We start from the raw sequence: 22,427 nt of genomic DNA on the forward strand, positions 1-22,427 counted from the left end.
GGGTTGTAAATAGTATGCTATGTTCACTTCTATTCCCCCTTCGGGGGGTAGGGGGATTTTATCCTTCTATCTTCGCGCTCAGTTCAAACCATCTCTCCTCTTTCTCTTCAATTTTATTGATGATGTTTTTCAATTCGTTCGCTTTCTTTTCAATGTCGGTGTCGGCAATTTTCCCGTCTGAGAATAACTGCTCAATAGCTACTTTCTGAAGCTCTAAATCTTTGATTTCTTTCTCGGTTTTCTGGAATTCTTTTTGCTCGTTGAACGTCAGGTTTCCGGTTGGATTATTTTGTTTCCAGTCCTTCTTATCCGCTTTGTTTTCCTCTTTTTGAGCAACATCAGCACTGTCTTCGTAGGCTCTAAAATCAGAATAGTTGCCGGGAAAATCTTCCACTACACCTTGTCCTCTAAAAATGAATAAGTGATCCACAATTTTATCCATAAAATACCTATCATGAGAAACCACTAAAAGACAACCCGGATAATCTAAAAGGAAACTTTCCAAAACATTCAGTGTCACAATATCCAAATCATTCGTAGGCTCATCCAGAATCAAGAAATTCGGATTCTGAATCAAAACCGTACACAAATATAACCGTTTCAATTCGCCACCGCTTAATCGGTCCACAAAATCGTATTGTTTTTTGGCATCAAACAAGAAACGCTCTAACAACTGCGAAGCTGAAATCAATTTCCCTTTCATCAACGGAATGAATTCTCCGTATTCCTTAATTACATCAATCACACGCTGACCCGGTTTTGGGTTTATTCCGCTTTGCGTGTAGTAACCTACTTTTATCGTTTCGCCAATCACCACTTTACCGCTATCAAGCGAAACGTTTCCGGTCAATAAATTCAAGAAAGTAGATTTACCAGTTCCGTTTTTCCCAATGATTCCAATGCGTTCGCCACGTTGAAAATCAAAACTGAAATTATCCATAATCACATGATCCTTGAATTTCTTGGAAATTTTGTGAAGTTCGATAATCTTGCTTCCCATACGTTCCATGTTAATTTCAAGCTCTACTTTGTTTTCACGGCGGCGGCTTTGTGCTTTCTCCTTTATGTCATAAAAATCATCTTGACGCGATTTAGATTTGGTCGTTCTCGCTTTTGGCTGACGACGCATCCATTCCAGTTCTTTTACAAAAAGGTTTTGCGCTTTATCCACACTCGAATTTTCTGATGCAATGCGTTCCTCTTTTTTCTCTAAATAATACGAGTAATTTCCTTTGTATTGGTATAATTTTCCGTTATCCAGTTCGATGATTTCGTTACAAACACGCTCCAAGAAGAAACGGTCGTGCGTCACCATAAACAACGTAATATTTTCTTTAGTAAAATAGCTTTCCAGCCATTCAATCATCTCTAAATCCAAGTGGTTGGTAGGCTCATCCAGAATTAATAAATCGGGACGATTGATCAAAATAATAGCTAATGAAAGTCTTTTTTTCTGTCCACCAGAAAGATTTTTTACTTTCAGTTTGAAATCTTCCAACTTCAGTTTGAACAGGATTTGCTTGTATTGTGTTTCAAAGTCCCACGCATTGTGCTGATCCATTCCGTCAAAAGCTTTTTGGTAGGCTTCTTCATCTTCCGGATTTTCTAATGCTTTTTCATACGCTTCAATCACTTTCAAAGTCTCATTATCCGATGCGAAAATGCTTTCTTCAATCGTCAATTCTTCCTGCAAATTGTTATTTTGCGAAAGGAAGGCCATTTTGATACCTTTTCTGAGTACAACTTGTCCGGTATCTGATTCTTCCAAACCGTTAATGATGCTCATGATAGTCGTTTTTCCAGAGCCATTTTTGGCAATGAAGGCGATTTTTTGGTCTTTACTAATTCCAAAAGAAATGTTTTCAAAAAGTGTTCTTTCTCCAAAAGATTTAGAGATATTTTCGACAGATAAGTAATTCACTTTGTAGGGTATGAGTTATAAATTATAAGAGATGCATGCATTACTAAACATAACTTTTTTGCAAAAGTAATTCATTTATATTAGGTTTCAAGTTTTATCGTTTAAGTAATGTTAAAACTAAACATGATAACCTGTTTTTTAGGAGCGAATGACTTGGTTTTATTTGGAACTAAAGGTCCAGCTTTCATTCTAAATGAAATTCACTGAACACCGATGAAAATATTAACTTGGTGAAGTACTCTTTTAGTCCTTAAAGAAAGAACAAAAAAAATTTTTCCCTTCCTTCGGGGCTAGTGGAGAAACATGTTTTTTTTAATTTTCAATAAAATGACGTAAATTTGAGTGGTTAAAAATTTGTATCATGAAAACGGAGACTTTAAAAATCAGCATCACGCAAAGAATCTTAAGTATTAACGACAATAAGATTCTTAGTAAAATAGCAAAACTTCTTGATGAAGAAAATATAGTTGGTTATGACGCAGATGGAAACCCAATTTCTGAAAAAGAATATACTAAAGACATTCATGAGGCTTTACATCAATTGAATGAAGGAAAGTTAGAAACCTATTCTAGTGAAGATGTCAGAAAAAAAATTCTAGGTTAATGAGGGTGCTTTGGAGTAAAAAAGCATCAAATGAACTAGAAGCTATTTATAAGTACATAAAAAAAGAAAGTCCTCAAAATGCTATTTTAGTATTTAATGAAATTTATGATTTGGCAAATTCTCTGCCGAATTTTCCTTATAAATTTCCGGTTGAGCCAATAATTAATATCCAAAAAGTTAGATTTGTGGCCATTTGGAGTTTTAAAATTATCTATTCCGTAGAGAAAGAAAGTGTTGTAGTTTTGAGAATTTTCAACACGAAACAAAATCCCAAAAAACTAAAACAATAAGCTTTGCAACTATCCGTCATTATTCTCAATTACAACGTTCGCTATTTTCTGGAGCTCTGTGTTTTAAGCGTTCAAAACGCATTAGAAACCATTGACGGCGAAATTATTGTAATTGATAACAATTCTTCGGATGACAGTTGTGCAATGATGCAAAAGCTTTTTCCTAACGTAAAACTCATTCAAAACAAAGAAAATATTGGCTTTCCCAAAGGCAATAACATTGGGGTAGCCCAAGCGCAAGGCGAATACATTTGCGTTCTGAATCCCGATACTGTTGTTGCCGAAGATACGTTTATGAAAGTATTGGCTTTCGCCCAAAAACAATCGGATTTAGGAATTGTGGGTTGTAAACTCATCGATGGAACCGGAAGATTTCTGCCCGAAAGTAAACGTGGCGTTCCGACACCTTGGGTCGCTTTTACCAAAATCACAGGTTTATACAAATTATTTCCTGGAACATTCGGGAAATATTATGCGCAACATTTAAGTGAAAACCAAACCGGAAAAGTAGCCATTCTTGTGGGTGCTTTTATGGTTATGAAAAGAGATTTGTATCTTGAAGTAGCCGGATTTGATGAAGATTGTTTCATGTATTCTGACGATATTGATTTGTCGTATCGAGTCCTGAAAGAAGGAAGATTCAATTATTATTTCCATGAAACGACCGCAATTCACTACAAAGGAGAAAGCACGGTTAAGGATGAAACGTATATGAAACGGTTTCAGGAAGCGATGAATTTCTTCTACAAAAAGCATTTTAAAAGTGTTTTATTTTTCTCCCTTTTTATGAAAATTGGGATTGTCTTTTTTTCTTTGGCGAAAATGTTTCAAGGGAAACCAGGAATAAAAATCATTCCAAAATCGTATCTTTTGTATTCAGCTAACCAAAAATTAGCAGATAAGCTCCATTTGGTTTTGCAAAAAAAAGTCCTGTTTCACGATTTGAAAACAGAAAAAATAGTAATTTCGTCTTCTGTTAAAAGTAAAATAGGTACAGAAATTATTTTAGATAACGAATTCATTTCTTTCAAAAAATGTATCGCAATTCTCGAATCTTCAAGGAATAAAGGATTTACCTTTAAAATTATACCAAAAAACGCTAATTTTTTAATAGGAAGTAATAATAGTAATGAGAGAGGTGAGATTATAGAAATAGAGTAGAAAATTACATTTAATGTAATTTATGTTTGAAATATTTAGTAATTTCGCAAACTGAAAATCAATATCACCTTTTAGGTTAACAATATGGCAAGATTTGAATTAAAACTTCCAAAAATGGGAGAAAGCGTTGCAGAAGCAACCATTACAAACTGGTTAAAAGAAGTTGGCGACAAAATTGAAGCGGATGAAGCAGTACTTGAAATCGCTACTGATAAAGTAGACAGTGAAGTGCCAAGCGAAGTTTCGGGAATTTTAGTAGAACAACTGTTTGGTAAAGATGATTTAGTTCAGGTAGGGCAAACTATTGCTATTATTGAGACTGAAGATGGAGCGCTTGTTCCAATTGTTAAAGAAGCTGTAGCTCCTGAGGTTATTGCTGAAGTAACAAAAATGGTTAATCCCGAAGCTTCAGGATCCAACGAAAGTGTTGCGACTCCGGTAGATTTGTCTTCCGATTACTCGGAATCTGAAAAATTCTTATCGCCTTTGGTAAAAAATATTGCTAAAGAAGAAGGGGTTTCTGTGGCTGAATTAGCAGCAATTTCGGGAACAGGAAAAGAGGGAAGAGTGACTAAAAATGATATTTTAGAGTATGTAAAAAACAGAACTAGTCAGCCTGTAGTTGCAGTTCCGGTGGCAGCAGTTCAAAAATCGGTTGCAGTGCCAGCAGCTCAAAAAGCAGCTCCGGTATCCGTAAGCGGTGGTGATGAAATTATAGAAATGGACAGAATGCGCAAGCTAATTGCGGGATACATGGTCGCTTCGGTACAAACTTCGGCTCACGTACAATCGTTTATCGAAGTCGATGTGACGAATATTGTGAAATGGAGAGAGAAAAATAAAGTTGCTTTCGAAAAAAGAGAAGGGGAGAAGTTGACGTATACGCCAATTTTCATGGAAGCGGTTGCTAAAGCGATAAAAGATTTTCCAGGAATGAATATTTCTGTGGATGGCGATTATATTATCAAGAAGAAAAACATCAACTTAGGAATGGCTGCTTCGTTACCAAACGGAAATTTAATTGTTCCCGTTATTAAAAATGCGGATCAGTTGAATTTAGTTGGAATGGCTAAAGCGGTCAATGATTTAGGAGGTCGTGCAAAAGCTGGAAAACTAAAACCGGACGATACTCAAGGCGGAACCTATACAGTTACTAATGTGGGAACTTTTGGAAGTGTTTTTGGCACGCCAATTTTAAATCAGCCTCAAGTGGGTATTTTAGCCCTTGGAGCAATCCGTAAAATGCCCGCTGTAATTGAAACCCCTGAAGGAGATTTTATCGGGATTCGTCAAAAAATGTTCTTATCACACAGCTATGATCATAGAGTGGTAGATGGAGCTTTAGGCGGTAGTTTTGTAAAAAGAGTCGCTGAATACTTAGAAGCATTTGATGTAAACAGAGATGTTTAAAAGCTAATATTTAGAATAAAAACCCGATTGATTTTTAAAAATCAATCGGGTTTTCTTTTTTTAAGATTTTATGAAACTTTAAACGGTGAACTTTAAATGAAATTAAACCCAAATTTCTATATTTGTAACCACACAAAAATTAAAAATGGAACTCAAACTCAATAAACCAATTTGTTTTTTCGATCTAGAAACCACAGGGATTGATATCGGAAAAGATAGAATTGTAGAAATCTCAGTTTTAAAAGTTTTTCCGAACGGAAATAAAGAAAGTAAAACGTGGTTGGTCAATCCAACAATCCCAATTCCACCTCAAACAACCGCTGTTCATGGCATTACTGATGAAAAAGTGGCCAATGAACCTACTTTTAATGAACTGGCCGCGCAAGTGTATAATATGATTAAAGACAGTGATTTAGCTGGATTTAATTCGGATCGTTTTGATATTCCGTTATTGGCTGAAGAAATGCTACGTGCCGGAGTAGATTTTGATATGAAAGGAAGGGTTTCTGTTGATGTGCAAACCGTTTTTCATAAAATGGAAGAGCGTACATTGAGCGCAGCTCACAAATTTTATTGTGGAAAAACGCTTGAAAATGCACACTCTGCAGCAGCAGATACCATGGCAACTTACGAGATTCTGAAAGCGCAACTGGATCGCTATCCGGAACTTGAAAACGATATGAAATTATTGTCCGAGTTTACAACAAGAAAGAAAATTGCTGATTTCGCAGGAATGATTGCTTTTGATAAGGATGAGGAGGAGATTTTTACTTTTGGAAAACACAAAGGAGTAAAAGTGGGTAAAATTCTGGAAACAGAGCCCGGTTATTTCAGTTGGATTCAAAATGCCGATTTTCCGTTGTACACCAAGAAAGTTTTAACGGCAATTAAACTACGAAAACTGAATAATAAATTAAGTTAATTTTTGAATCTTTCAATCATTAAATTTTTTAATTAATAAAAAATGAAAATAATCTGTATCGGTAGGAATTATACCAATCACATAGAGGAATTACAAAACGAGCGGCCCACGGAACCTGTGGTTTTCATGAAACCGGATTCAGCCGTTTTATTAAAACAACATCCGTTTGTAATCCCGGAATTTTCGGAAGAGGTGCACCACGAAATCGAAATTATAGTCAAGATAAGTAAAGTAGGGAAATACATCGAGCCTAAGTTTGCTCATAAATATTATGACGAAATTAGTGTGGGAATCGATTTTACCGCTCGGGATTTACAAGACAAATTAAAAGCAAAAGGGCTGCCTTGGGAAAAAGCCAAAGCATTTGATGGCTCGGCAGTTATAGGTGAATTTGTATCAAAAAATGAATTTAGTTCCGTAGAAAATATTACTTTTGAATTAAAGAAAAATAATGAAACGGTTCAAATGAGTAATTCGAGTTTGATGCTCTGGAAAATTGATGAGCTGATTTCATACGTTTCTCAGTTTTTCACATTAAAAATTGGCGATATCATTTTTACAGGAACCCCGGAAGGAGTGGCAGCGGTAAAGCCGGAGGACGTTTTAGAAGGATTTTTAGAAGGGCAACAACTATTTAGAATACAAGTAAAATAATGGCAATAAACTACAACCTGTCAAAAGTGTACGCACTGTCGGACAACGACCCTGAATTTGTAAATGAAATTCTGACTTTGTTTGTGACTGAAGTTCCGGCAGATCTAGAGCAAATTAAAGAAGGAATAAAAAAGAAAGACCACAAGCATGCCTATGCTTATGCACACAAAATAAAGCCAACCCTGGATTTGATGGGACTTAATGTTGCTTTTGAAGAAATTCTTCAAGTTGAAGCCTGGACAAAGACTGAAGGTAAAAAGAAAGAAATCAAAGAAACGTTTAAGAGTGTAAAAAATCAGGTGAAAGAAGCCATTAAAGAAATTAAAAAAGACTTTGATTTGTAAAATTTGGGCGTGACCACGCTTTCACTTACGTTAAAGCGTGGTCGGGCTATCCGTTGCAAACGAAGTTCACTGAACCCCTATTAAAATAATTGTTTAGGTGAAGTAATCTTCCGAAAAAACGGAAGGATTTTCACTGTTATCCCTCACGCAAAAAAAGGAATCTGCCAATTTACACTTTCCTTTTTTAAATACAGTTTTACAAAATAAGCAGCACCAAAAAAAATGAAAGCAACCATAGTTACCATAGGTGACGAAATTTTAATAGGCCAAATTGTCGATACAAATTCTGGTTTTATAGCCAAATCGTTAGATAAAATTGGTGTTGAAATCAACGAAATGATTTCGATTAGTGATGATAAAAAACACATTTTTGATACGTTTACAGCACTTCAAAACAAAGTCGATTTGGTTATTATAACTGGAGGTCTAGGGCCAACAAAAGATGATATTACCAAGAAAACATTTTGTGATTACTTTGAAGATGAATTAGTTGTTGATCAAAAAGTGTTAGCTCATGTCACGCAACTTATAGAAGGTTTTTATAAGCGAACCATTACGCAAATCAATAAAGATCAGGCGCTGGTTCCTTCGAAATGTACGGTACTTCACAATCAGGTAGGTACGGCACCAGGAATGTGGATGAAAAAGGAAAACACTGTTTTTATTTCGCTTCCTGGAGTTCCTTATGAAATGAAGTATTTAATGGAGCATGAAATCATCCCGAAAGTAGTTCGGGAATATGAGCGCCCTTATATAATTCATAAAACAATTCTGACCTATGGTCAGGGCGAGAGTCTGGTGGCGGAACGAATAGAGGATTGGGAAAATAACCTTCCTGTATTTATTAAGCTGGCTTATTTGCCTGCTCCGGGACGCGTACGATTGCGTCTTTCGGCACGTGGTACAGATAAAAATAAATTAGAGACTGCGCTACTTGAAAATGTAAACTTGCTGGACGCAATTATTCATGATATCATCGTTGGTTATGATGAAGACGAAACGATTGAAGTTGCAGTAGGGAAACTTTTGACCCAACAAAACAAAACCATAGCCACAGCCGAGAGTTGTACAGGGGGTAAAATAGCAACGCTTTTAAGTGCTGTTGCCGGTGCTTCCAATTATTTTGCAGGAAGTGTAGTTTCGTACTCAACCCAAGCTAAAATAGATGTTTTGGGTATTCCGGAAAGTCTGATAAAGGAATATTCCGCAGTCAGTAAGGAGGTAGCTTCTGCAATGGCTTTGAGCATAAAAAAGAGAATGAATACGGATTATGCAATTGCGACAACAGGAAATGCCGGACCAACAAAAGGCGACTCAGATGCAGAAATTGGCACTGTTTTTATTGCAATAGCAACACCAAAGGAAGTAATTGTTGAAGAATTCAATTTTGGTCAACCCCGTGAAAAAGTGATAGATAGAGCGGTAATAAAAAGTTTAGAACTAGTACAGAAAGAAATTTTAAAAAATGTGCAGTAAATATGTTGCTTAATAGGTTTATTTTTCTTTTCTTTGCACCCTGATTTTGAATAACGATAAAAGATAAGTATAATGTCAAGAGTTTGTGACCTTACAGGTAAAAGAGCGATGGTAGGAAATAACGTTTCTCACGCTATGAACAAAACTAAGAGAAAATTTTCTGTAAACTTAGTTAAAAAGCGTTTTTATCTTCCAGAAGAAGATAGATGGATTACTCTACGAGTAGCTGCATCTACGGTAAAAACAATTAATAAAAATGGAATCGCTGCAGTTTTGAAAAAAGCAAAAGCAGAAGGATTTATTAAATAATCCCTTCCAAAATAAAAAAATAGCAAGATGGCAAAGAAAGGTAATAGAATCCAGGTAATTTTAGAATGTACTGAACACAAAACATCAGGTGTTGCAGGGACTTCAAGATACATAACAACAAAGAACAAAAAAAATACTCCAGACAGATTAGAGATTAAAAAATTTAATCCAATCTTGAAAAGAGTAACTGTTCACAAAGAAATTAAATAATAATTAGAGATTTTAATAGAAATCTAGAAATGGTCACATTTAGAGATTTTATTTAAATTTAAATAACATTTGAATCATGGCAAAGAAAACCGTAGCATCGTTACAGACATCTTCTAAGAGATTATCAAAAGCCATCAAAATGGTGAAATCTCCAAAAACAGGTGCATATACATTCGTAGAATCTATTATGACTCCAGAATCAGTTGATGAATTCTTGAAAAAGAAATAATTTACAACAGCAGTATATAGAAAAGCTACTTTCATTCGGAAGTAGCTTTTTTATTTTCTATATTTACCATTAGAAATTGTATTTGTTCTTTGGACTTAAATACTTCATTCTTAATACTATTTACACAATGAGTTTTTTCAAAAGAATATTTTCAGCAGACAAAAAAGACCCGAGCCTAACCGAACAGGCGAAGCAAACATTAGATAAAGGTCTTGAAAAATCAAAAACAAATTTCTTTTCTAAGTTAACCAAAGCGGTTGCCGGAAAGTCAAAAGTGGATGAGGAAGTCCTGGATAATTTAGAAGAAATTCTGGTTGCTTCCGATGTTGGTGTCAATACGACTTTGAAAATCATTGAAAGAATAGAAAGTCGGGTAGCAGCAGATAAATATCTGGGAATTGAAGAACTCAATCTGATCCTTAGAGAAGAAATTGCGGCTTTATTATCAGAGACTAACTCCGGTGAAGCCACTGAGTTTGTAATTCCAACTCAGACTAAGCCGTATGTTTTGATGGTAGTGGGTGTAAATGGAGTTGGTAAAACTACTACTATTGGTAAATTAGCCTTTCAGTTTAAAAAACAAGGATACAACGTTGTGCTGGGCGCAGCTGATACTTTTCGGGCCGCTGCCATTGACCAGTTGCAAATTTGGGCGGATCGAGTAGGGGTTCCTATTGTTCGTCAGGATATGGGAAGTGATCCGGCTTCGGTGGCTTTTGATACCTTGCAATCCGCGGTGGCGCAAAATGCGGATATCGTTATCATTGATACCGCAGGTCGTTTGCATAATAAAATTAATTTAATGAACGAATTGACCAAAGTAAAACGAGTGATGCAAAAAATTGTTGGAGATGCACCACATGATGTACTGTTAGTTTTGGATGGTTCAACGGGTCAGAATGCTTTTGAACAAGCCAAACAATTCACTGCCGCTACTGAGGTTACTTGTTTAGCGGTTACAAAACTTGACGGCACTGCCAAAGGCGGTGTGGTGATAGGAATTTCAGATCAGTTTAAAATTCCTGTAAAATATATTGGTGTTGGAGAAGGAATTGAGGATCTTCAGGTTTTTAATAAATATGAATTTGTAGATTCATTCTTTAAATAAAAGACAATTATGGATTTTTCTTCTTTAAAAAATGTACCACCACTAAACCTTTATTTTGGGAGTATAGTTTCTTTTATAACGGCTAATCTTATTCGAGATATAAGTATCAGTCTGTATTATTTTTTGATACTTATGGGATTGGTTTTCTTTGTTTTAGGGTTTCTTAAACGTTTGAAAACCAAATAGATTTACTGATATAAAACACTAGTTTTCTGCTGTAATATTTCATCAAAATCAGATAAAGCTAAAGTTGGATTGTCAAGGTTTACCACCTCTCCCATTCTGATAACGACCATTTTCTTGCTCGGAATGACATAAATTTTTTGATCGTTTTTGCCTAAGGCCATAAACATGTCGGCAGGAGCTGTTGGTATTAAACTACCGTTGAATTCCAATTGGCGTGATGACCATTGAAATGATTTTCCATAACAATTCGGCCGTTGACAAGAATGATACTAGATTTTGTTACCCAAGTGGCGCCGGTTAGTGGAAGGAAATAGAGTGTATCTGTTGGAGTAGGCGTTGGTTCTGAAGTTTCAGAACTGTAGCTTATGCAAAATATTGTGAGGACGATACGGTAGATTATTTTTTACATTTCGCTCTAATTTAGTTCTAATTACCTTATGGTTAGTAATATATAAAATAGTTTAATGTGTTCTACTTTTTTTGTTTTCTGTGAATTTAATAAGAGTAACTTTGTTGTATGCAATTTAAGTATGGTTACTTCAAAATACCTAGCCCTGATTGAAGCGGAAATCCTTTTTTAGCCGTTTTTTCGGCGGATAAAAAGATTGAAGTGAAAAGCAGGAAATAGCTCCTAAAAATATTAATTATATGAAAAATACATTTAGCTTTCTTTTTATTGCATTCCTTTTTGTGGGATGCCAGCAAGAAATTATACCTGCTGATATTGCCAACATAAACGGCTATTGGGAAATTAAAAAGGTTGTTTTTGATAAGGGGGAAAACAAGGAGTATAAGATGAATGAAGTGTATGATTATTTTGAAGTTGACAAAAAGAATAAAGGGTTTCGAAAGAAAGTCATGCCACAACTAGACGGTACTTTTATGGTGAATGATGCGTATGAAAAGGTTTCAATTCGATTTGCAGATGACAAGGCGTTTGTGGATTATTCAACACCTTATATGAAATGGAGTGAGGAAATAATTGCAGTGTCAGCGGAAGAATTAGTATTACTGAACAAAGAAAAAACAGCATATCATTACAAGAAAGCAACACCAATAAATTTACTGGGCGATGGCAAAGAGACTAAATAATCAAAGTACGATAGGGGATGTTTTGAAACAAATTATCCAAGTAAATAAGCTGCAGCCCGGAATGGATCAAATGGACGTAAAATACGCTTGGAAAAACTTGATGGGTAACGGTGTGAACAGTTATACCAATAATGTAGTTTTGAAAGGAAGTACGTTGTATGTAGAGTTGACCTCGTCCGTTTTACGAGAGGAATTAAGTCATGGTAAATCAAAAATTGTGGCTATGATTAATGAGGAACTAAGACGAGATGTGGTGAAGGATGTGGTTTTAAGGTAATGATTTTAGATTGTTGATTAACGAATTTAGATTTCAGATTTTTGATATAAAAAAATCCCGTTTCAATTTTGAAACGGGATTTCTATTTTATTATAATTCGTAACTGTCAATTGCGAATGAAAACCGATACTAGAACTGCTCTCTTCCGGCAAAATGGAACGCACCTTCGATAGCTGCATTTTCATCGCTATCAGAACCGTGAACTGCATTTTCTCCAATAGAGGTTGCGTATGCTTTACGGATAGTTCCTTCAGCAGCGTCAGCTGGGTTTGTAGCTCCAATTAGAGTTCTGAAATCTTCAACAGCGTTGTCTTTTTCTAAAATAGCAGCAACAATTGGTCCTCTTGACATAAACTCTACTAATTCAGCATAGAAAGGTCTTGCAGCGTGCACTTCGTAAAAAGCTTGTGCATCAGCAACAGTTAATTGTGTCAATTTTAAAGAAACGATTTTGAAACCTGCCGTAGTAATCATTGCAAGTATGTTTCCGATGTGTCCGTTAGCAACAGCATCCGGCTTGATCATTGTAAAAGTTCTATTAGTAGCCATTTTTATTTTTTTTAATTTTATGCAAAATTAGCATTTTTTTATTGAATATTTTTACAAATATTGCACTCAAATAATCATAATTTGATTAAAGTACAATAATTTCAAATTTGTTGTCCAGCGGTTGGAGTTGGTTGATTAATGTAGGAATCAGTTTATCTCCGTATTCCAAATAAAATTCGGAAAAATTAGTTTGTCGTTCCTGTAAACTTTGGTTGGGAAACAGCTCATTTTGCAAGTAGGTGATGCGTTTTAAAACGTCACTTAGTTTTCTTTTTTGTGCTTTTAGCAATCGTTTTTCCAGATTTTCTAATCCTTTGTTTTGTTTTATTTCCTGGGCTTTTACCGCTCCAATAAAAGATTTATCGGTTTTGGTCGCAACATCATAAAGCTCCTGAAATTGTTTTTCCAATTGGATTTTGAGATGCGTTAAATCGACTGGGAAATCTGATAATTCTTTGGTTTTAGTAGGTACTAAATTCGCCTGTTTCGAAAATAAATTTTCCCAATTCAATTCTAATTTGTCTGCTTTTTTAGCTTGCTTTTCGGTTGCTAATAGTACGGAATTTCTAAGCAAAAGTATTGGAAAAGTTACTTTTGCAGCGGCAAAAAACGATTGTAGCTCTAGCCAATAGGCAATCTCTCCTCCTCCGCCAATGTAGCATAAGTTGGGGAGAATCACTTCTTGATATAACGGACGCATAATCACGTTAGGACTGAATTTCTCTGGATGATTTTCTAAAAGGGATAGAATTTCTGTTTCAGAAAACTCAATTTTAGTATGGTTTACTTTGTATCGATCATTTTCAAAGATGATGCGTTCTCTGATACTATCTTCAATATAAAACAAATTGATTTCACGAGGATTCACTTGAATCGTATACTCTTTTAATTTTTCGGCAGTTTCTAGTACTAATTTATGCGAGGATTGGTGTAGTAATTCTTCTTTTGCAAAAGGAATAAAAGCTCTTTTTAAGTCTGAATTATCCGCATCTAAAATGACTAAACCATTTGCACCAAATAATGCATTTGCCAAAAATCGTGTGGCATCGGCTAAATTATCGTGATTCAGATAAGAGTCTTTGAATAATTTTTTTAGAGTATCTGCATTCGTACCGGAACCTAATTCCAGCGCATATACTTCTAGAAAATCGGATAAACCTTTAGTAGACAATCGTCCAACAGGACCTGTACTTTCTTTGTTCCAACGGAATTTTTTGCCTTTAAAATTAAAATAATTGATTTCTTCAAAATCATGGTCTTCGGTAGCCATCCAGTAAATTGGGACAAAATTATAGGTGGGATATTTCGCTTTTAATTCGGTTGTCAAATTAATTGTCGAAATAATCTTGTATAAAAAATATAAAGGTCCACTGAATAAATTTAGCTGATGGCCAGTGGTTACAGTAAATGTATTTGGAAGGGCTAAAGTTTCAATATTTTGTTTTGTTAAAACAGAAGTTGAAATAGCCGAATATTGTTTTTTTAAGACTGAAACTAAAATATTTCTTTTATTGTCATTGACAATTTTTTTATCCATTTCGACTCCCTCTCCTTCGGGGAGGGCTGGGGAGGGGAAGTTATTTTGCTTTTCAAGGATTTGCTTTTCAAAGTTTTCCAGCGTTGGAAATCTATTGTATAGAGAATGTAAATTATTTTTTTGATCTAAATAATCGTTCATCAAAGAAGAGAAATATCCTGAATTTTGATAGCTGATACAGTCGGTTGGCATATGGAATTTTATTTGAGGCTAAATTACCGAAAAATATTGGAACTATAATATTTGTTACTTTCGAAAAATAGTATCAATTTTATCAAAAAAAATTAACAATTTTATGAAAGATAATTTAAAGCTTACGAATAAAAATTCTTTAAAACATGTTCTTTTTGGCAGTTTAATTGGTACAACTATAGAGTTTTTTGATTTTTATATATATGCTAATGCAGCAGTTTTAGTTTTTCCTCAATTGTTTTTTCCTTCAACAGATAATACTAATTCTGTTTTATTATCTCTTGCAACTTTTTCGATTGCTTTTCTTTCCCGACCTTTAGGTTCCGCAGTCTTTGGCCATTATGGTGATAAAATTGGACGTAAAACCACCTTAGTAATTGCATTATTAACAATGGGGATTTCAACTGTTTGTATTGGTTTTTTACCAAGTTATGCCAGTATTGGAATTACAGCTCCTTTATTACTTATGTTGTGTCGCTTTGGTCAAGGAGTTGGTTTAGGTGGCGAATGGGGTGGAGCGGTTTTATTGGCAATCGAAAATGCTCCGCCTAATAAGCGTGCTTGGTATGGTATGTTCCCGCAATTGGGAGCTCCAATAGGCTTGTTGCTTTCAGGTGGTACTTTCTTGATTTTGACAGACACAATGAGTGCCGAAGCTTTTCTGGACTACGGGTGGAGAATTCCGTTTATAGGGAGTTCGTTATTGGTTGTTGTAGGTTTCTATATCCGATTAAAAATTGATGAAACTCCTGCTTTCAAAAACTCTAAAAAAGAACAACAAGAGGTTAAAATTCCCTTTTTTACTTTATTAAAATTTTATAAAAACCAATTGATTTTTGGCACATTTGCGTCGATTACAACTTTCTTGGTTTTTTATCTCATGACGGTGTTCACGCTTAGCTGGGCAACGTCAGATTTAGGTTATTCCAAAAGGGATTTTCTATTGATGCAATTGTTTTCGGTATTGTTTTTTGCGTTTTTTATTCCTGTTTCTGCTTTAATTGCGGATTGTATTGGGCGTAGAAAAATGCTTATTTATGCAACGATAGCAATAGCTGTTTTTGGTTTTGCATTTTCATTTTTCTTAAATTCTGCCAGTTCGGTTCTTGTGACTTTGTTTTTATGTGTTGGAATGGCGCTGATGGGATTCACATATGGCCCATTGGGGACTTTTTTATCGGAACTGTTTCCTACAACGGTGCGTTATTCAGGGACCTCTTTGGCATTTAACATGGCAGGAATTATCGGAGCCGCTTTTGCCCCTATGATTGCGATTTGGTTAGCTACACAGTATAGCCTGACCTACGTTGGGTTTTACTTAAGTACGGCAGCCTGTGTCTCTTTATTTTCATTGTTGATGGTCAGCAAAAAAGAGCATAAGTTTTGATAATTTGCTATCGCTTCAAACTAAAATGACCTTTGTATTCATTTTCATCAGTTCTGGTTGCTGTATACCAATAATCACCTGATGGAAGTTGATGACCATTAAGACTTCCGTCACATGAACTATTTTTGAGTTAATTGTTTAATTCTTTGCTAGGTATATACCATCGCTTGCTTTCTTTAAATCGGCAGCATCATCATCATTGCAACCACGTAGGTTTTTGGCACAATCAAAACATTGACTTTGCATTGTAAATGAAAAAGGAAAAATTCGCTTCAGAAGTAAGATTTACAGCAAGATAAATATAATTAAATACCTATATATTACGTTGAAACTAAAAATAGCTTTGTTTTATATTTGAATCCAAAGAATAAATAATAATATGGACTTTTACTTTGGTGATAAGAACAGAATTATCCCTTATTTTTGCACAAAACTTATTTCTTTTGAAAACCAAATTATTCATCATCACGCCTCCGTTTACCCAACTCAACACACCGTATCCGGCGACCGCTTATATTAAAGGGTTTCTGAATACCAAAAACATTGAGTCTGTTCAGGCGGATTTGGGTATTGAGGTGATTTTGGAATTGTTTTCTAAAGAAGGTTTGCAAAATGTGTTTGCTATTGCCACAGCTAGGACCCAAAAGCTAACACCCAACTCCCAAAGAATTCAAGCTTTGCAAGATGAATATCTAAAAACGATTGATCCTGTAATTGCTTTTCTGCAAGGAAAAAATCCAACATTGGCGCTTCAAATTTGTCAGGAAGATTTCTTGCCGGAAGCGTCTAGGTTTGCACAATTGGAAGAACTTGATTGGGCTTTCGGAACGATGGGAACACAGGACAAAGCCAAGCATTTAGCGACTTTGTATCTCGAAGATATTTCAGATTTTATTGTCGAATGTGTAGATGCTAATTTTGGTTTCAGCCGCTATGCAGAACGTTTGGGACGAAGTGCGAATTCTTTTGACGAATTGTATGAAGCCCTGCAGCAGGAACCAACTTATATTGATACCGTTCTTCTTTCTATTTTAAAAGAAAAAATAGAAACTATAAAACCTACATTATTCTTGATTTCAGTTCCGTTTCCAGGAAATTTGTACGCGGCTTTTCGTTCGGCACAATGGGTTAAAAAGCATTATCCCAATATCAAGATTTCGATGGGTGGTGGTTTTCCAAATACAGAATTGCGTTCGCTTTCAGACGCTCGTGTGTTTGAGTTTTTCGATTTTATTACTTTGGACGATGGGGAAATGCCAATAGAAGAATTAATCTCTAATATTGAATCCCGAAATTTCGGGACAGATTACAATTCTTATAAACGAACCTTTCTGTTGGAAGACGGAAAGGTAGTTTATAAAAATAATTCCCTGAAACACGATTACAAACAATCACAAGTAGGAACTCCGGATTATTCGGATTTATTTTTGGATAAATACATTTCGGTTATCGAAATTGTGAATCCCATGCACCGCATGTGGAGTGATGGGAGATGGAATAAACTTACCATGGCACATGGTTGTTATTGGGGGAAATGTACGTTTTGCGATATTTCTTTGGATTACATCAAAATTTACGAACCCGTGGCGGCCAATTTATTGTGCGACCGAATGGAGGAAATGATTGCCCAAACAGGTGAGAACGGATTTCATTTTGTAGATGAAGCGGCGCCACCGGCTTTGATGCGGGCTCTAGCTCTCGAAATTCTTCGTAGGAAAATAGCCGTGACGTGGTGGACGAACATTCGATTCGAAAAAAGTTTTACCAAAGACTTGTGTTTGCTACTTAAAGCTTCCGGTTGCATTGCGGTTTCTGGTGGTCTCGAAGTAGCTTCTGATCGATTATTAAAATTGATTGACAAAGGCGTTACGGTGGAGCAAGTGGCTAAAGTCACCAGAAATTTTACCGAAGCAGGAGTCATGGTTCATTCCTATTTGATGTACGGCTATCCTACGCAAACCATTCAGGAAACGATAGATAGTCTCGAAATGGTGCGTCAGTTATTTGAAGTTGGGGTATTACAATCGGGATTTTGGCATCAATTTGCTATGACGGCGCACAGTCCAGTAGGCTTGTATCCAGAGAAATTTGGTGTGACAAAAGAAACCGAAATCATTGGAACTTTTGCCAATAACGATATTAATTATACCGATGCAACAGGAATCGACCATGATAAATTCAGTTTTGGACTTAAGAAATCGTTGTTCAATTTCATGCACGGAATCTGTTTTGATTACGAATTGCAGGATTGGTTTGAATTTAAAATTCCAAAAACTAAAATTTCACCTGATTTTATTTTTGATGCTCTACAAGAAGACAATGATTTTAGCGTCAAACCCACTGCTAAAATCGTTTGGTTAGGCGGCAAACCATTTGTGGAACATTTTACCAAATCTAAAAAAGGAAATTCTTGGGAACTAATGACTTTGATATTTCATGATAAAAAAGAAAGTTTCAGTATTCAAACGAATAAAAGGGAGGGAGAATGGCTGGTAGAAATGCTACAGAAAATCGCTGTTTCGAATTCTAAAACTCATAGCTTTCAAGAAATAAAAATAGATTTCGAATCATATCTGGAGGACTTTGAATTGTTTTGGTACTCCAAACCAATTAAAACGCTGCGGGAATATGGGTTATTAGTATTATAATTTTATTTTTGATACCTATACTAAATTAGCATAAAACTTTCTTCATTGGTTTACGAAAACGTTTTCTTTTGCCTATTTTTACGACCATAAAATAAAAGCAAATGAGTATTGGTTATAAAGTTAATGTAAATGACACTTTTCATTTTGATTTAGAAAAGAAAAGTATTTCACAACTGGATGCAGTGCGTGTGGAAACGAATAAGTTTCATGTTTTGCACTCAAACACTCCTTATCAAGCGGAAATCATCACTTCTGATTTTCTTCAAAAAAGCTACACCGTAAAGGTAAACAATAACACCTACATAGTTGCCATTTCAAATCCTTTGGATGTTCTGATCAAGGAAATGGGATTCGAAGTAGGGCTTACCAAACAAGTCAATTTTATCAAAGCACCCATGCCAGGTTTAATTCTCGAAATAAGTGTGGTAGTAGGACAAACCGTCAAAGAGAATGACAATCTTATTATTTTAGGGGCCATGAAAATGGAAAATAGCTTTCTTTCTCCGCGTGATGGCGTTATCAAAACCATATCAGTAATGATGGGTGATGCCGTAGATAAAGGACAGTTGTTAATTGAATTTGAATAAAACACCACTAATTTAAAAGAGAATTTTAAATTATACAACGCAATTGATTGTGAGAGAATTAAAATTAACGAGTCTGCGGTTAAAAAATATAAAATGAAAAAATTATTAGTTGCCAATAGAGGTGAAATCGCCATAAGAGTGATGAAAACCGCAAAAAAAATGGGCATTAAAACTGTAGCAGTATATTCTACTGCCGACAGAAATGCACCGCACGTAAAATTTGCTGATGAAGCCGTTTGGATTGGCGAAGCTCCTTCTAATCAATCCTATTTATTGGGAAGTAAAATCATAGAGGTTGCGAAATCATTAAACGTAGATGCAATTCATCCCGGGTACGGATTCCTGAGTGAAAATGCTGATTTTGCCGAAGAAGCAGAGAAAAATAATATCATTTTTATTGGTCCAAAGTCGAAAGCGATCAAAATCATGGGAAGTAAATTAGCGGCGAAAGAGGCTGTTAAGCAATACAACATTCCAATGGTTCCGGGCTTTGACGAAGCCATAACGGATGTCGAAAAAGCGAAAGTGGTTGCCAAAAAAATTGGTTTTCCAATTCTGATTAAAGCCTCTGCAGGTGGTGGCGGAAAAGGAATGCGTGTGGTAGAGAGTGAAGCTGATTTCGAATCTCAAATGGATCGCGCCATCAGTGAAGCGATTTCCGCTTTTGGTGATGGTTCTGTTTTTATCGAAAAATATGTGGGTTCGCCAAGGCATATCGAAATTCAAGTTATGGCAGACAGCCACGGGAATGTGTTGTATTTATTCGAAAGAGAGTGCAGTATCCAGCGTCGTCACCAAAAAGTAATAGAAGAAGCGCCTTCTTCGGTTTTAACACCTGAATTGCGTAAAAAAATGGGTGAAGCCGCTGTTTTGGTAGCTAAATCATGTGATTATTTAGGAGCAGGAACTGTCGAATTTTTATTGGATGAAAATAATAATTTCTACTTTCTTGAAATGAATACTCGTTTGCAGGTAGAACATCCTGTTACGGAATGGATTACAGGAACTGATTTGGTTGAACTTCAAATCAGAGTGGCCAGGGGAGAAGCATTAGCATTAAAACAAGAAGATTTGAAAATAAAAGGGCATGCAATGGAATTACGTGTGTATGCCGAAGATCCGATGAATGATTTCTTGCCAAGTGTGGGAAATTTGGAGGTGTATCAATTGCCAGTTGGCCAGGGTATTCGTGTGGACAATGGTTTTGAACAAGGCATGGACATTCCTATTTATTACGATCCTATGTTAGCCAAATTAATTACGTACGGCGAAACCCGTGAAGAGGCCATTCAAATTATGCTCAAAGCCATTGAAGATTATCATGTGGAAGGCGTACAAACAACGTTGCCTTTTGGGAAATTTGTTTTTGAACACGAGGCATTTCGTTCCGGGAAATTTGACACGCATTTTGTAAAGAACTATTACAATATGGATGTATTGAAAAATCAAATGGAGCAAGAAGCCGAAATCGCTGCTTTGGTAGCGTTGAAACAGTATTTTGAAGATCAAAAAATCGTACGCTTACTAAACTCTTAAAACGTCAGTTCGAGTTGAGCAAAGGTTTTAAACAAAAAACCTTTGGGAAGTATCGAGAACTTTACATTTAACAAGGCTTCTCGATACAATTTTAAACATTAAAGCTATCGCATTACTGTTCAAAACCACTCGAAGTGACGAAATTTTAAAAAACAATAGTATCCAATTAAATAAAGTATGGAATCTAAAATAAAAACATTAAACGATAAAATTGCTGAAGCTCATTTGGGCGGCGGTAAAAAACGTATCGAAAAACAACATTCCAATAAAAAACTATCGGCAAGAGAGCGCGTCAATTATTTGATGGATGAAGGCTCTTTTGAAGAAATCGGGATGTTAGTTACCCATCGAACGTCTGATTTTGGAATGCAAAAAGAACTGTTTTTTGGAGATGGTGTCATTACCGGATACGGAACTATAAACGGTCGATTGGTCTATATTTTTGCGCAGGATTTTACCGTTTTTGGGGGATCATTATCTGAAACTCATGCCGAAAAAATTTGTAAAATTATGGATATGGCAGTCAAAATGGGCGCACCCATGATTGGCCTGAATGATTCTGGTGGGGCACGTATTCAGGAAGGTGTTCGTTCGTTGGGTGGTTATGCTGATATTTTTTATAGAAACGTACAAGCCAGTGGCGTAATTCCGCAAATCTCTGCAATTATGGGTCCCTGCGCTGGTGGAGCGGTATATTCACCAGCCATGACTGATTTTACGATGATGGTTGAAGATACCAGTTATATGTTTGTAACAGGCCCGAATGTCGTGAAAACAGTAACCAATGAAACGGTGACTTCAGAGGAATTGGGAGGGGCAAGCACGCATTCTACGAAATCCGGTGTGGCGCACATTACTTCTGCTAATGATGTGGAATGTCTGGAAGATTTGAAACGCTTGTTGAGTTATTTACCACAAAGCAACAAAGAAAAAACACACAGTGTACCGTATGAACTGAATGATGAGGTTCGTACCAAATTAGCGACTATTATTCCGGATAATCCCAATAAACCGTACGATATGCACGAGGTAATTAGCGGCATTATTGACGAAGATTCGTTTTATGAAATTCATAAAAACTATGCCGAAAATATCTTGGTGGGTTTTGCTCGATTGGGAGGAAAAAGCATTGGGATTATAGCCAACCAACCGATGATTTTAGCGGGTTGTCTGGATGTGAACAGCTCGAAAAAAGCAGCTCGATTTACTCGTTTTTGTGATTGTTTTAATATTCCGTTATTGGTTGTAGTGGATGTGCCGGGGTTTTTGCCGGGAACGGACCAAGAATGGAATGGAATTATCGTTCACGGAGCGAAATTATTGTACGCTTTAAGCGAAGCGACCGTGCCACGAGTTACGGTAATTACACGTAAAGCCTACGGTGGTGCGTATGATGTGATGAACTCGAAACACATTGGTGCCGACATGAATTTTGCTTGGCCCAGTGCCGAGATAGCTGTGATGGGAGCCAAAGGAGCCTCTGAAATTATTTTCAAGAAAGAAATCAATGAGGCCGAAGATCCTGCCGCTAAACTTTTGGAAAAAGAAGCTGAATATGCGAATTTGTTTGCGAATCCGTATACCGCAGCACAACGTGGTTTTGTGGATGAGGTAATCTTACCGGAAGACACCAGACGCAAACTGATAAAAGCCTTTAGCATGCTAGAAAATAAAGTTAGTGTTACTCCAGATAGAAAACACGGGAATATTCCGTTGTAGTATTTTTTTAAGAAATGAAAAAACCACCTGATTATTTTAGGTGGTTTTTTAGTTTTACATTTAATATCAAAAACTAGTT

At 36.0% G+C, this 22,427-nt stretch carries 22 protein-coding genes and 2 pseudogenes; 19 read left to right on the forward strand and 5 right to left on the reverse strand.

The genetic code is table 11. From position 1 onward, the window contains the following. Positions 1-58 precede the first annotated feature (58 nt). Complete coding sequence (locus EKM03_RS03955) at positions 59-1,921, reverse strand: ABC-F family ATP-binding cassette domain-containing protein (protein ID WP_126554363.1); 1,863 nt, start codon at positions 1,919-1,921, stop codon at positions 59-61. Between the two features lie 361 nt (positions 1,922-2,282). Here EKM03_RS03955 and EKM03_RS03960 point away from each other — a divergent pair, with 361 nt between their 5' ends. From EKM03_RS03960 to ftsY, 12 genes are all read left to right on the forward strand, one after another. Then, positions 2,283-2,525 carry a hypothetical protein gene (locus EKM03_RS03960; RefSeq protein WP_126455093.1) on the forward strand — a complete coding sequence of 81 codons (243 nt, stop codon included), beginning with the start codon at positions 2,283-2,285 and terminating at the stop codon, positions 2,523-2,525. Next, positions 2,525-2,815, forward strand: coding sequence for a type II toxin-antitoxin system RelE/ParE family toxin (locus tag EKM03_RS03965; RefSeq protein WP_126455091.1), 291 nt, complete (start codon positions 2,525-2,527; stop codon positions 2,813-2,815). The genes EKM03_RS03960 and EKM03_RS03965 overlap by 1 nt, the downstream gene beginning before the upstream one ends. Positions 2,816-2,818: 3 nt before the next feature. Beyond that, the gene (locus tag EKM03_RS03970; RefSeq protein ID WP_126554366.1) at positions 2,819-3,976 is read left to right on the forward strand and encodes a glycosyltransferase family 2 protein; all 1,158 of its coding nucleotides are present in this window, start codon (positions 2,819-2,821) and stop codon (positions 3,974-3,976) included. 84 nt (positions 3,977-4,060) lie between these two features. Then, positions 4,061-5,386, forward strand: a complete 1,326-nt coding sequence (locus tag EKM03_RS03975) for a dihydrolipoamide acetyltransferase family protein (protein WP_126739911.1) — start codon at positions 4,061-4,063, stop codon at positions 5,384-5,386. Positions 5,387-5,531: 145 nt separating this feature from the next. Then, on the forward strand, positions 5,532-6,308 hold the full coding sequence (locus EKM03_RS03980; protein WP_126576890.1) for a 3'-5' exonuclease: 777 nt from the start codon (positions 5,532-5,534) through the stop codon (positions 6,306-6,308). A gap of 42 nt (positions 6,309-6,350) precedes the next feature. After that, positions 6,351-6,962: a fumarylacetoacetate hydrolase family protein gene (locus EKM03_RS03985; protein WP_126460317.1), complete on the forward strand. Its 612-nt coding sequence runs from the start codon at positions 6,351-6,353 to the stop codon at positions 6,960-6,962. Continuing rightward, positions 6,962-7,306, forward strand: a complete 345-nt coding sequence (locus EKM03_RS03990) for an Hpt domain-containing protein (protein WP_126455081.1) — start codon at positions 6,962-6,964, stop codon at positions 7,304-7,306. Before EKM03_RS03985 ends, EKM03_RS03990 begins: the two co-directional genes overlap by 1 nt. A 222-nt stretch (positions 7,307-7,528) precedes the next feature. Next, positions 7,529-8,782, forward strand: coding sequence for a CinA family nicotinamide mononucleotide deamidase-related protein (locus tag EKM03_RS03995; RefSeq protein WP_126561921.1), 1,254 nt, complete (start codon positions 7,529-7,531; stop codon positions 8,780-8,782). A 72-nt stretch (positions 8,783-8,854) separates the two neighbouring features. Continuing rightward, positions 8,855-9,091: a 50S ribosomal protein L28 gene (gene rpmB, locus EKM03_RS04000; protein WP_126455077.1), complete on the forward strand. Its 237-nt coding sequence runs from the start codon at positions 8,855-8,857 to the stop codon at positions 9,089-9,091. Positions 9,092-9,118: 27 nt separating this feature from the next. Further along, positions 9,119-9,301, forward strand: a complete 183-nt coding sequence (rpmG, locus tag EKM03_RS04005) for a 50S ribosomal protein L33 (protein WP_017495179.1) — start codon at positions 9,119-9,121, stop codon at positions 9,299-9,301. 76 nt (positions 9,302-9,377) lie between these two features. After that, the gene (locus EKM03_RS04010) at positions 9,378-9,530 is read left to right on the forward strand and encodes a DUF4295 domain-containing protein (RefSeq protein WP_091205215.1); all 153 of its coding nucleotides are present in this window, start codon (positions 9,378-9,380) and stop codon (positions 9,528-9,530) included. 127 nt (positions 9,531-9,657) lie between these two features. After that, positions 9,658-10,638 (forward strand): signal recognition particle-docking protein FtsY, encoded by a 981-nt coding sequence (gene ftsY / locus EKM03_RS04015; protein ID WP_126460322.1) that lies wholly within the window; start codon positions 9,658-9,660, stop codon positions 10,636-10,638. A 188-nt stretch (positions 10,639-10,826) separates the two neighbouring features. Here the strand turns inward: ftsY and EKM03_RS04020 are convergent. Further along, positions 10,827-11,036 (reverse strand): annotated as a pseudogene (locus EKM03_RS04020) (serine hydrolase); the annotation flags it as partial. A 436-nt stretch (positions 11,037-11,472) separates the two neighbouring features. Here EKM03_RS04020 and EKM03_RS04025 point away from each other — a divergent pair. Both EKM03_RS04025 and EKM03_RS04030 read left to right on the forward strand, forming a co-directional pair. Beyond that, a complete protein-coding gene (locus EKM03_RS04025) occupies positions 11,473-11,916 on the forward strand; it encodes a hypothetical protein (RefSeq protein ID WP_126455073.1) in 444 nt (147 codons plus the stop codon). Next, on the forward strand, positions 11,897-12,193 hold the full coding sequence (locus EKM03_RS04030) for a DUF721 domain-containing protein (protein WP_126460325.1): 297 nt from the start codon (positions 11,897-11,899) through the stop codon (positions 12,191-12,193). The genes EKM03_RS04025 and EKM03_RS04030 overlap by 20 nt, the downstream gene beginning before the upstream one ends. A 129-nt stretch (positions 12,194-12,322) precedes the next feature. On the opposite strand, the gene EKM03_RS04035 is transcribed toward EKM03_RS04030, so the two are convergent. After that, complete coding sequence (locus EKM03_RS04035; RefSeq protein ID WP_126576889.1) at positions 12,323-12,742, reverse strand: nucleoside-diphosphate kinase; 420 nt, start codon at positions 12,740-12,742, stop codon at positions 12,323-12,325. Between the two features lie 85 nt (positions 12,743-12,827). Beyond that, on the reverse strand, positions 12,828-14,471 hold the full coding sequence (bshC, locus tag EKM03_RS04040) for a bacillithiol biosynthesis cysteine-adding enzyme BshC (protein WP_126576888.1): 1,644 nt from the start codon (positions 14,469-14,471) through the stop codon (positions 12,828-12,830). Positions 14,472-14,574: 103 nt separating this feature from the next. Here bshC and EKM03_RS04045 point away from each other — a divergent pair, with 103 nt between their 5' ends. Further along, positions 14,575-15,858 (forward strand): MFS transporter, encoded by a 1,284-nt coding sequence (locus EKM03_RS04045; RefSeq protein ID WP_126739912.1) that lies wholly within the window; start codon positions 14,575-14,577, stop codon positions 15,856-15,858. A 7-nt stretch (positions 15,859-15,865) separates the two neighbouring features. On the opposite strand, the pseudogene EKM03_RS15370 reads toward EKM03_RS04045, so the two are convergent. Continuing rightward, positions 15,866-15,970, reverse strand: a pseudogene (locus EKM03_RS15370) (T9SS type B sorting domain-containing protein); the annotation flags it as partial. 331 nt (positions 15,971-16,301) lie between these two features. Between EKM03_RS15370 and EKM03_RS04055 the strand changes: the two are divergent. The 4 genes from EKM03_RS04055 to EKM03_RS04070 all read left to right on the forward strand — a co-directional run bounded on the left by EKM03_RS04055 (position 16,302) and on the right by EKM03_RS04070 (position 22,348). Then, a complete protein-coding gene (locus EKM03_RS04055) occupies positions 16,302-18,506 on the forward strand; it encodes a radical SAM protein (RefSeq protein ID WP_126568392.1) in 2,205 nt (734 codons plus the stop codon). A 101-nt stretch (positions 18,507-18,607) separates the two neighbouring features. Continuing rightward, on the forward strand, positions 18,608-19,093 hold the full coding sequence (locus EKM03_RS04060; RefSeq protein ID WP_126455060.1) for an acetyl-CoA carboxylase biotin carboxyl carrier protein subunit: 486 nt from the start codon (positions 18,608-18,610) through the stop codon (positions 19,091-19,093). A 93-nt stretch (positions 19,094-19,186) separates the two neighbouring features. Then, complete coding sequence (gene accC / locus EKM03_RS04065) at positions 19,187-20,629, forward strand: acetyl-CoA carboxylase biotin carboxylase subunit (protein WP_126563900.1); 1,443 nt, start codon at positions 19,187-19,189, stop codon at positions 20,627-20,629. 177 nt (positions 20,630-20,806) lie between these two features. Beyond that, positions 20,807-22,348 (forward strand): acyl-CoA carboxylase subunit beta, encoded by a 1,542-nt coding sequence (locus EKM03_RS04070; RefSeq protein ID WP_126455056.1) that lies wholly within the window; start codon positions 20,807-20,809, stop codon positions 22,346-22,348. Positions 22,349-22,427: the final 79 nt, after the last annotated feature.

The sequence above is a fragment of the Flavobacterium sp. GSP6 genome, from assembly GCF_003984855.1.
Lineage (GTDB): Bacteria > Bacteroidota > Bacteroidia > Flavobacteriales > Flavobacteriaceae > Flavobacterium.

Coding starts and splice junctions, on each gene's coding strand:
- ftsY (WP_126460322.1), top strand. CDS start 9,658: ATGAGTTTTTTCAAAAGAATATTTTCAGCAGACAAAAAAGACCCGAGC.
- EKM03_RS04010 (WP_091205215.1), top strand. CDS start 9,378: ATGGCAAAGAAAACCGTAGCATCGTTACAGACATCTTCTAAGAGATTA.
- EKM03_RS03985 (WP_126460317.1), top strand. CDS start 6,351: ATGAAAATAATCTGTATCGGTAGGAATTATACCAATCACATAGAGGAA.
- EKM03_RS04030 (WP_126460325.1), top strand. CDS start 11,897: ATGGCAAAGAGACTAAATAATCAAAGTACGATAGGGGATGTTTTGAAA.
- EKM03_RS03990 (WP_126455081.1), top strand. CDS start 6,962: ATGGCAATAAACTACAACCTGTCAAAAGTGTACGCACTGTCGGACAAC.
- EKM03_RS03965 (WP_126455091.1), top strand. CDS start 2,525: ATGAGGGTGCTTTGGAGTAAAAAAGCATCAAATGAACTAGAAGCTATT.
- EKM03_RS04025 (WP_126455073.1), top strand. CDS start 11,473: ATGAAAAATACATTTAGCTTTCTTTTTATTGCATTCCTTTTTGTGGGA.
- EKM03_RS03975 (WP_126739911.1), top strand. CDS start 4,061: ATGGCAAGATTTGAATTAAAACTTCCAAAAATGGGAGAAAGCGTTGCA.
- EKM03_RS04060 (WP_126455060.1), top strand. CDS start 18,608: ATGAGTATTGGTTATAAAGTTAATGTAAATGACACTTTTCATTTTGAT.
- EKM03_RS04045 (WP_126739912.1), top strand. CDS start 14,575: ATGAAAGATAATTTAAAGCTTACGAATAAAAATTCTTTAAAACATGTT.
- bshC (WP_126576888.1), bottom strand. CDS start 14,471: ATGCCAACCGACTGTATCAGCTATCAAAATTCAGGATATTTCTCTTCT.
- EKM03_RS03995 (WP_126561921.1), top strand. CDS start 7,529: ATGAAAGCAACCATAGTTACCATAGGTGACGAAATTTTAATAGGCCAA.
- rpmB (WP_126455077.1), top strand. CDS start 8,855: ATGTCAAGAGTTTGTGACCTTACAGGTAAAAGAGCGATGGTAGGAAAT.
- EKM03_RS03980 (WP_126576890.1), top strand. CDS start 5,532: ATGGAACTCAAACTCAATAAACCAATTTGTTTTTTCGATCTAGAAACC.
- EKM03_RS04070 (WP_126455056.1), top strand. CDS start 20,807: ATGGAATCTAAAATAAAAACATTAAACGATAAAATTGCTGAAGCTCAT.
- EKM03_RS03960 (WP_126455093.1), top strand. CDS start 2,283: ATGAAAACGGAGACTTTAAAAATCAGCATCACGCAAAGAATCTTAAGT.
- EKM03_RS04035 (WP_126576889.1), bottom strand. CDS start 12,742: ATGGCTACTAATAGAACTTTTACAATGATCAAGCCGGATGCTGTTGCT.
- rpmG (WP_017495179.1), top strand. CDS start 9,119: ATGGCAAAGAAAGGTAATAGAATCCAGGTAATTTTAGAATGTACTGAA.
- accC (WP_126563900.1), top strand. CDS start 19,187: ATGAAAAAATTATTAGTTGCCAATAGAGGTGAAATCGCCATAAGAGTG.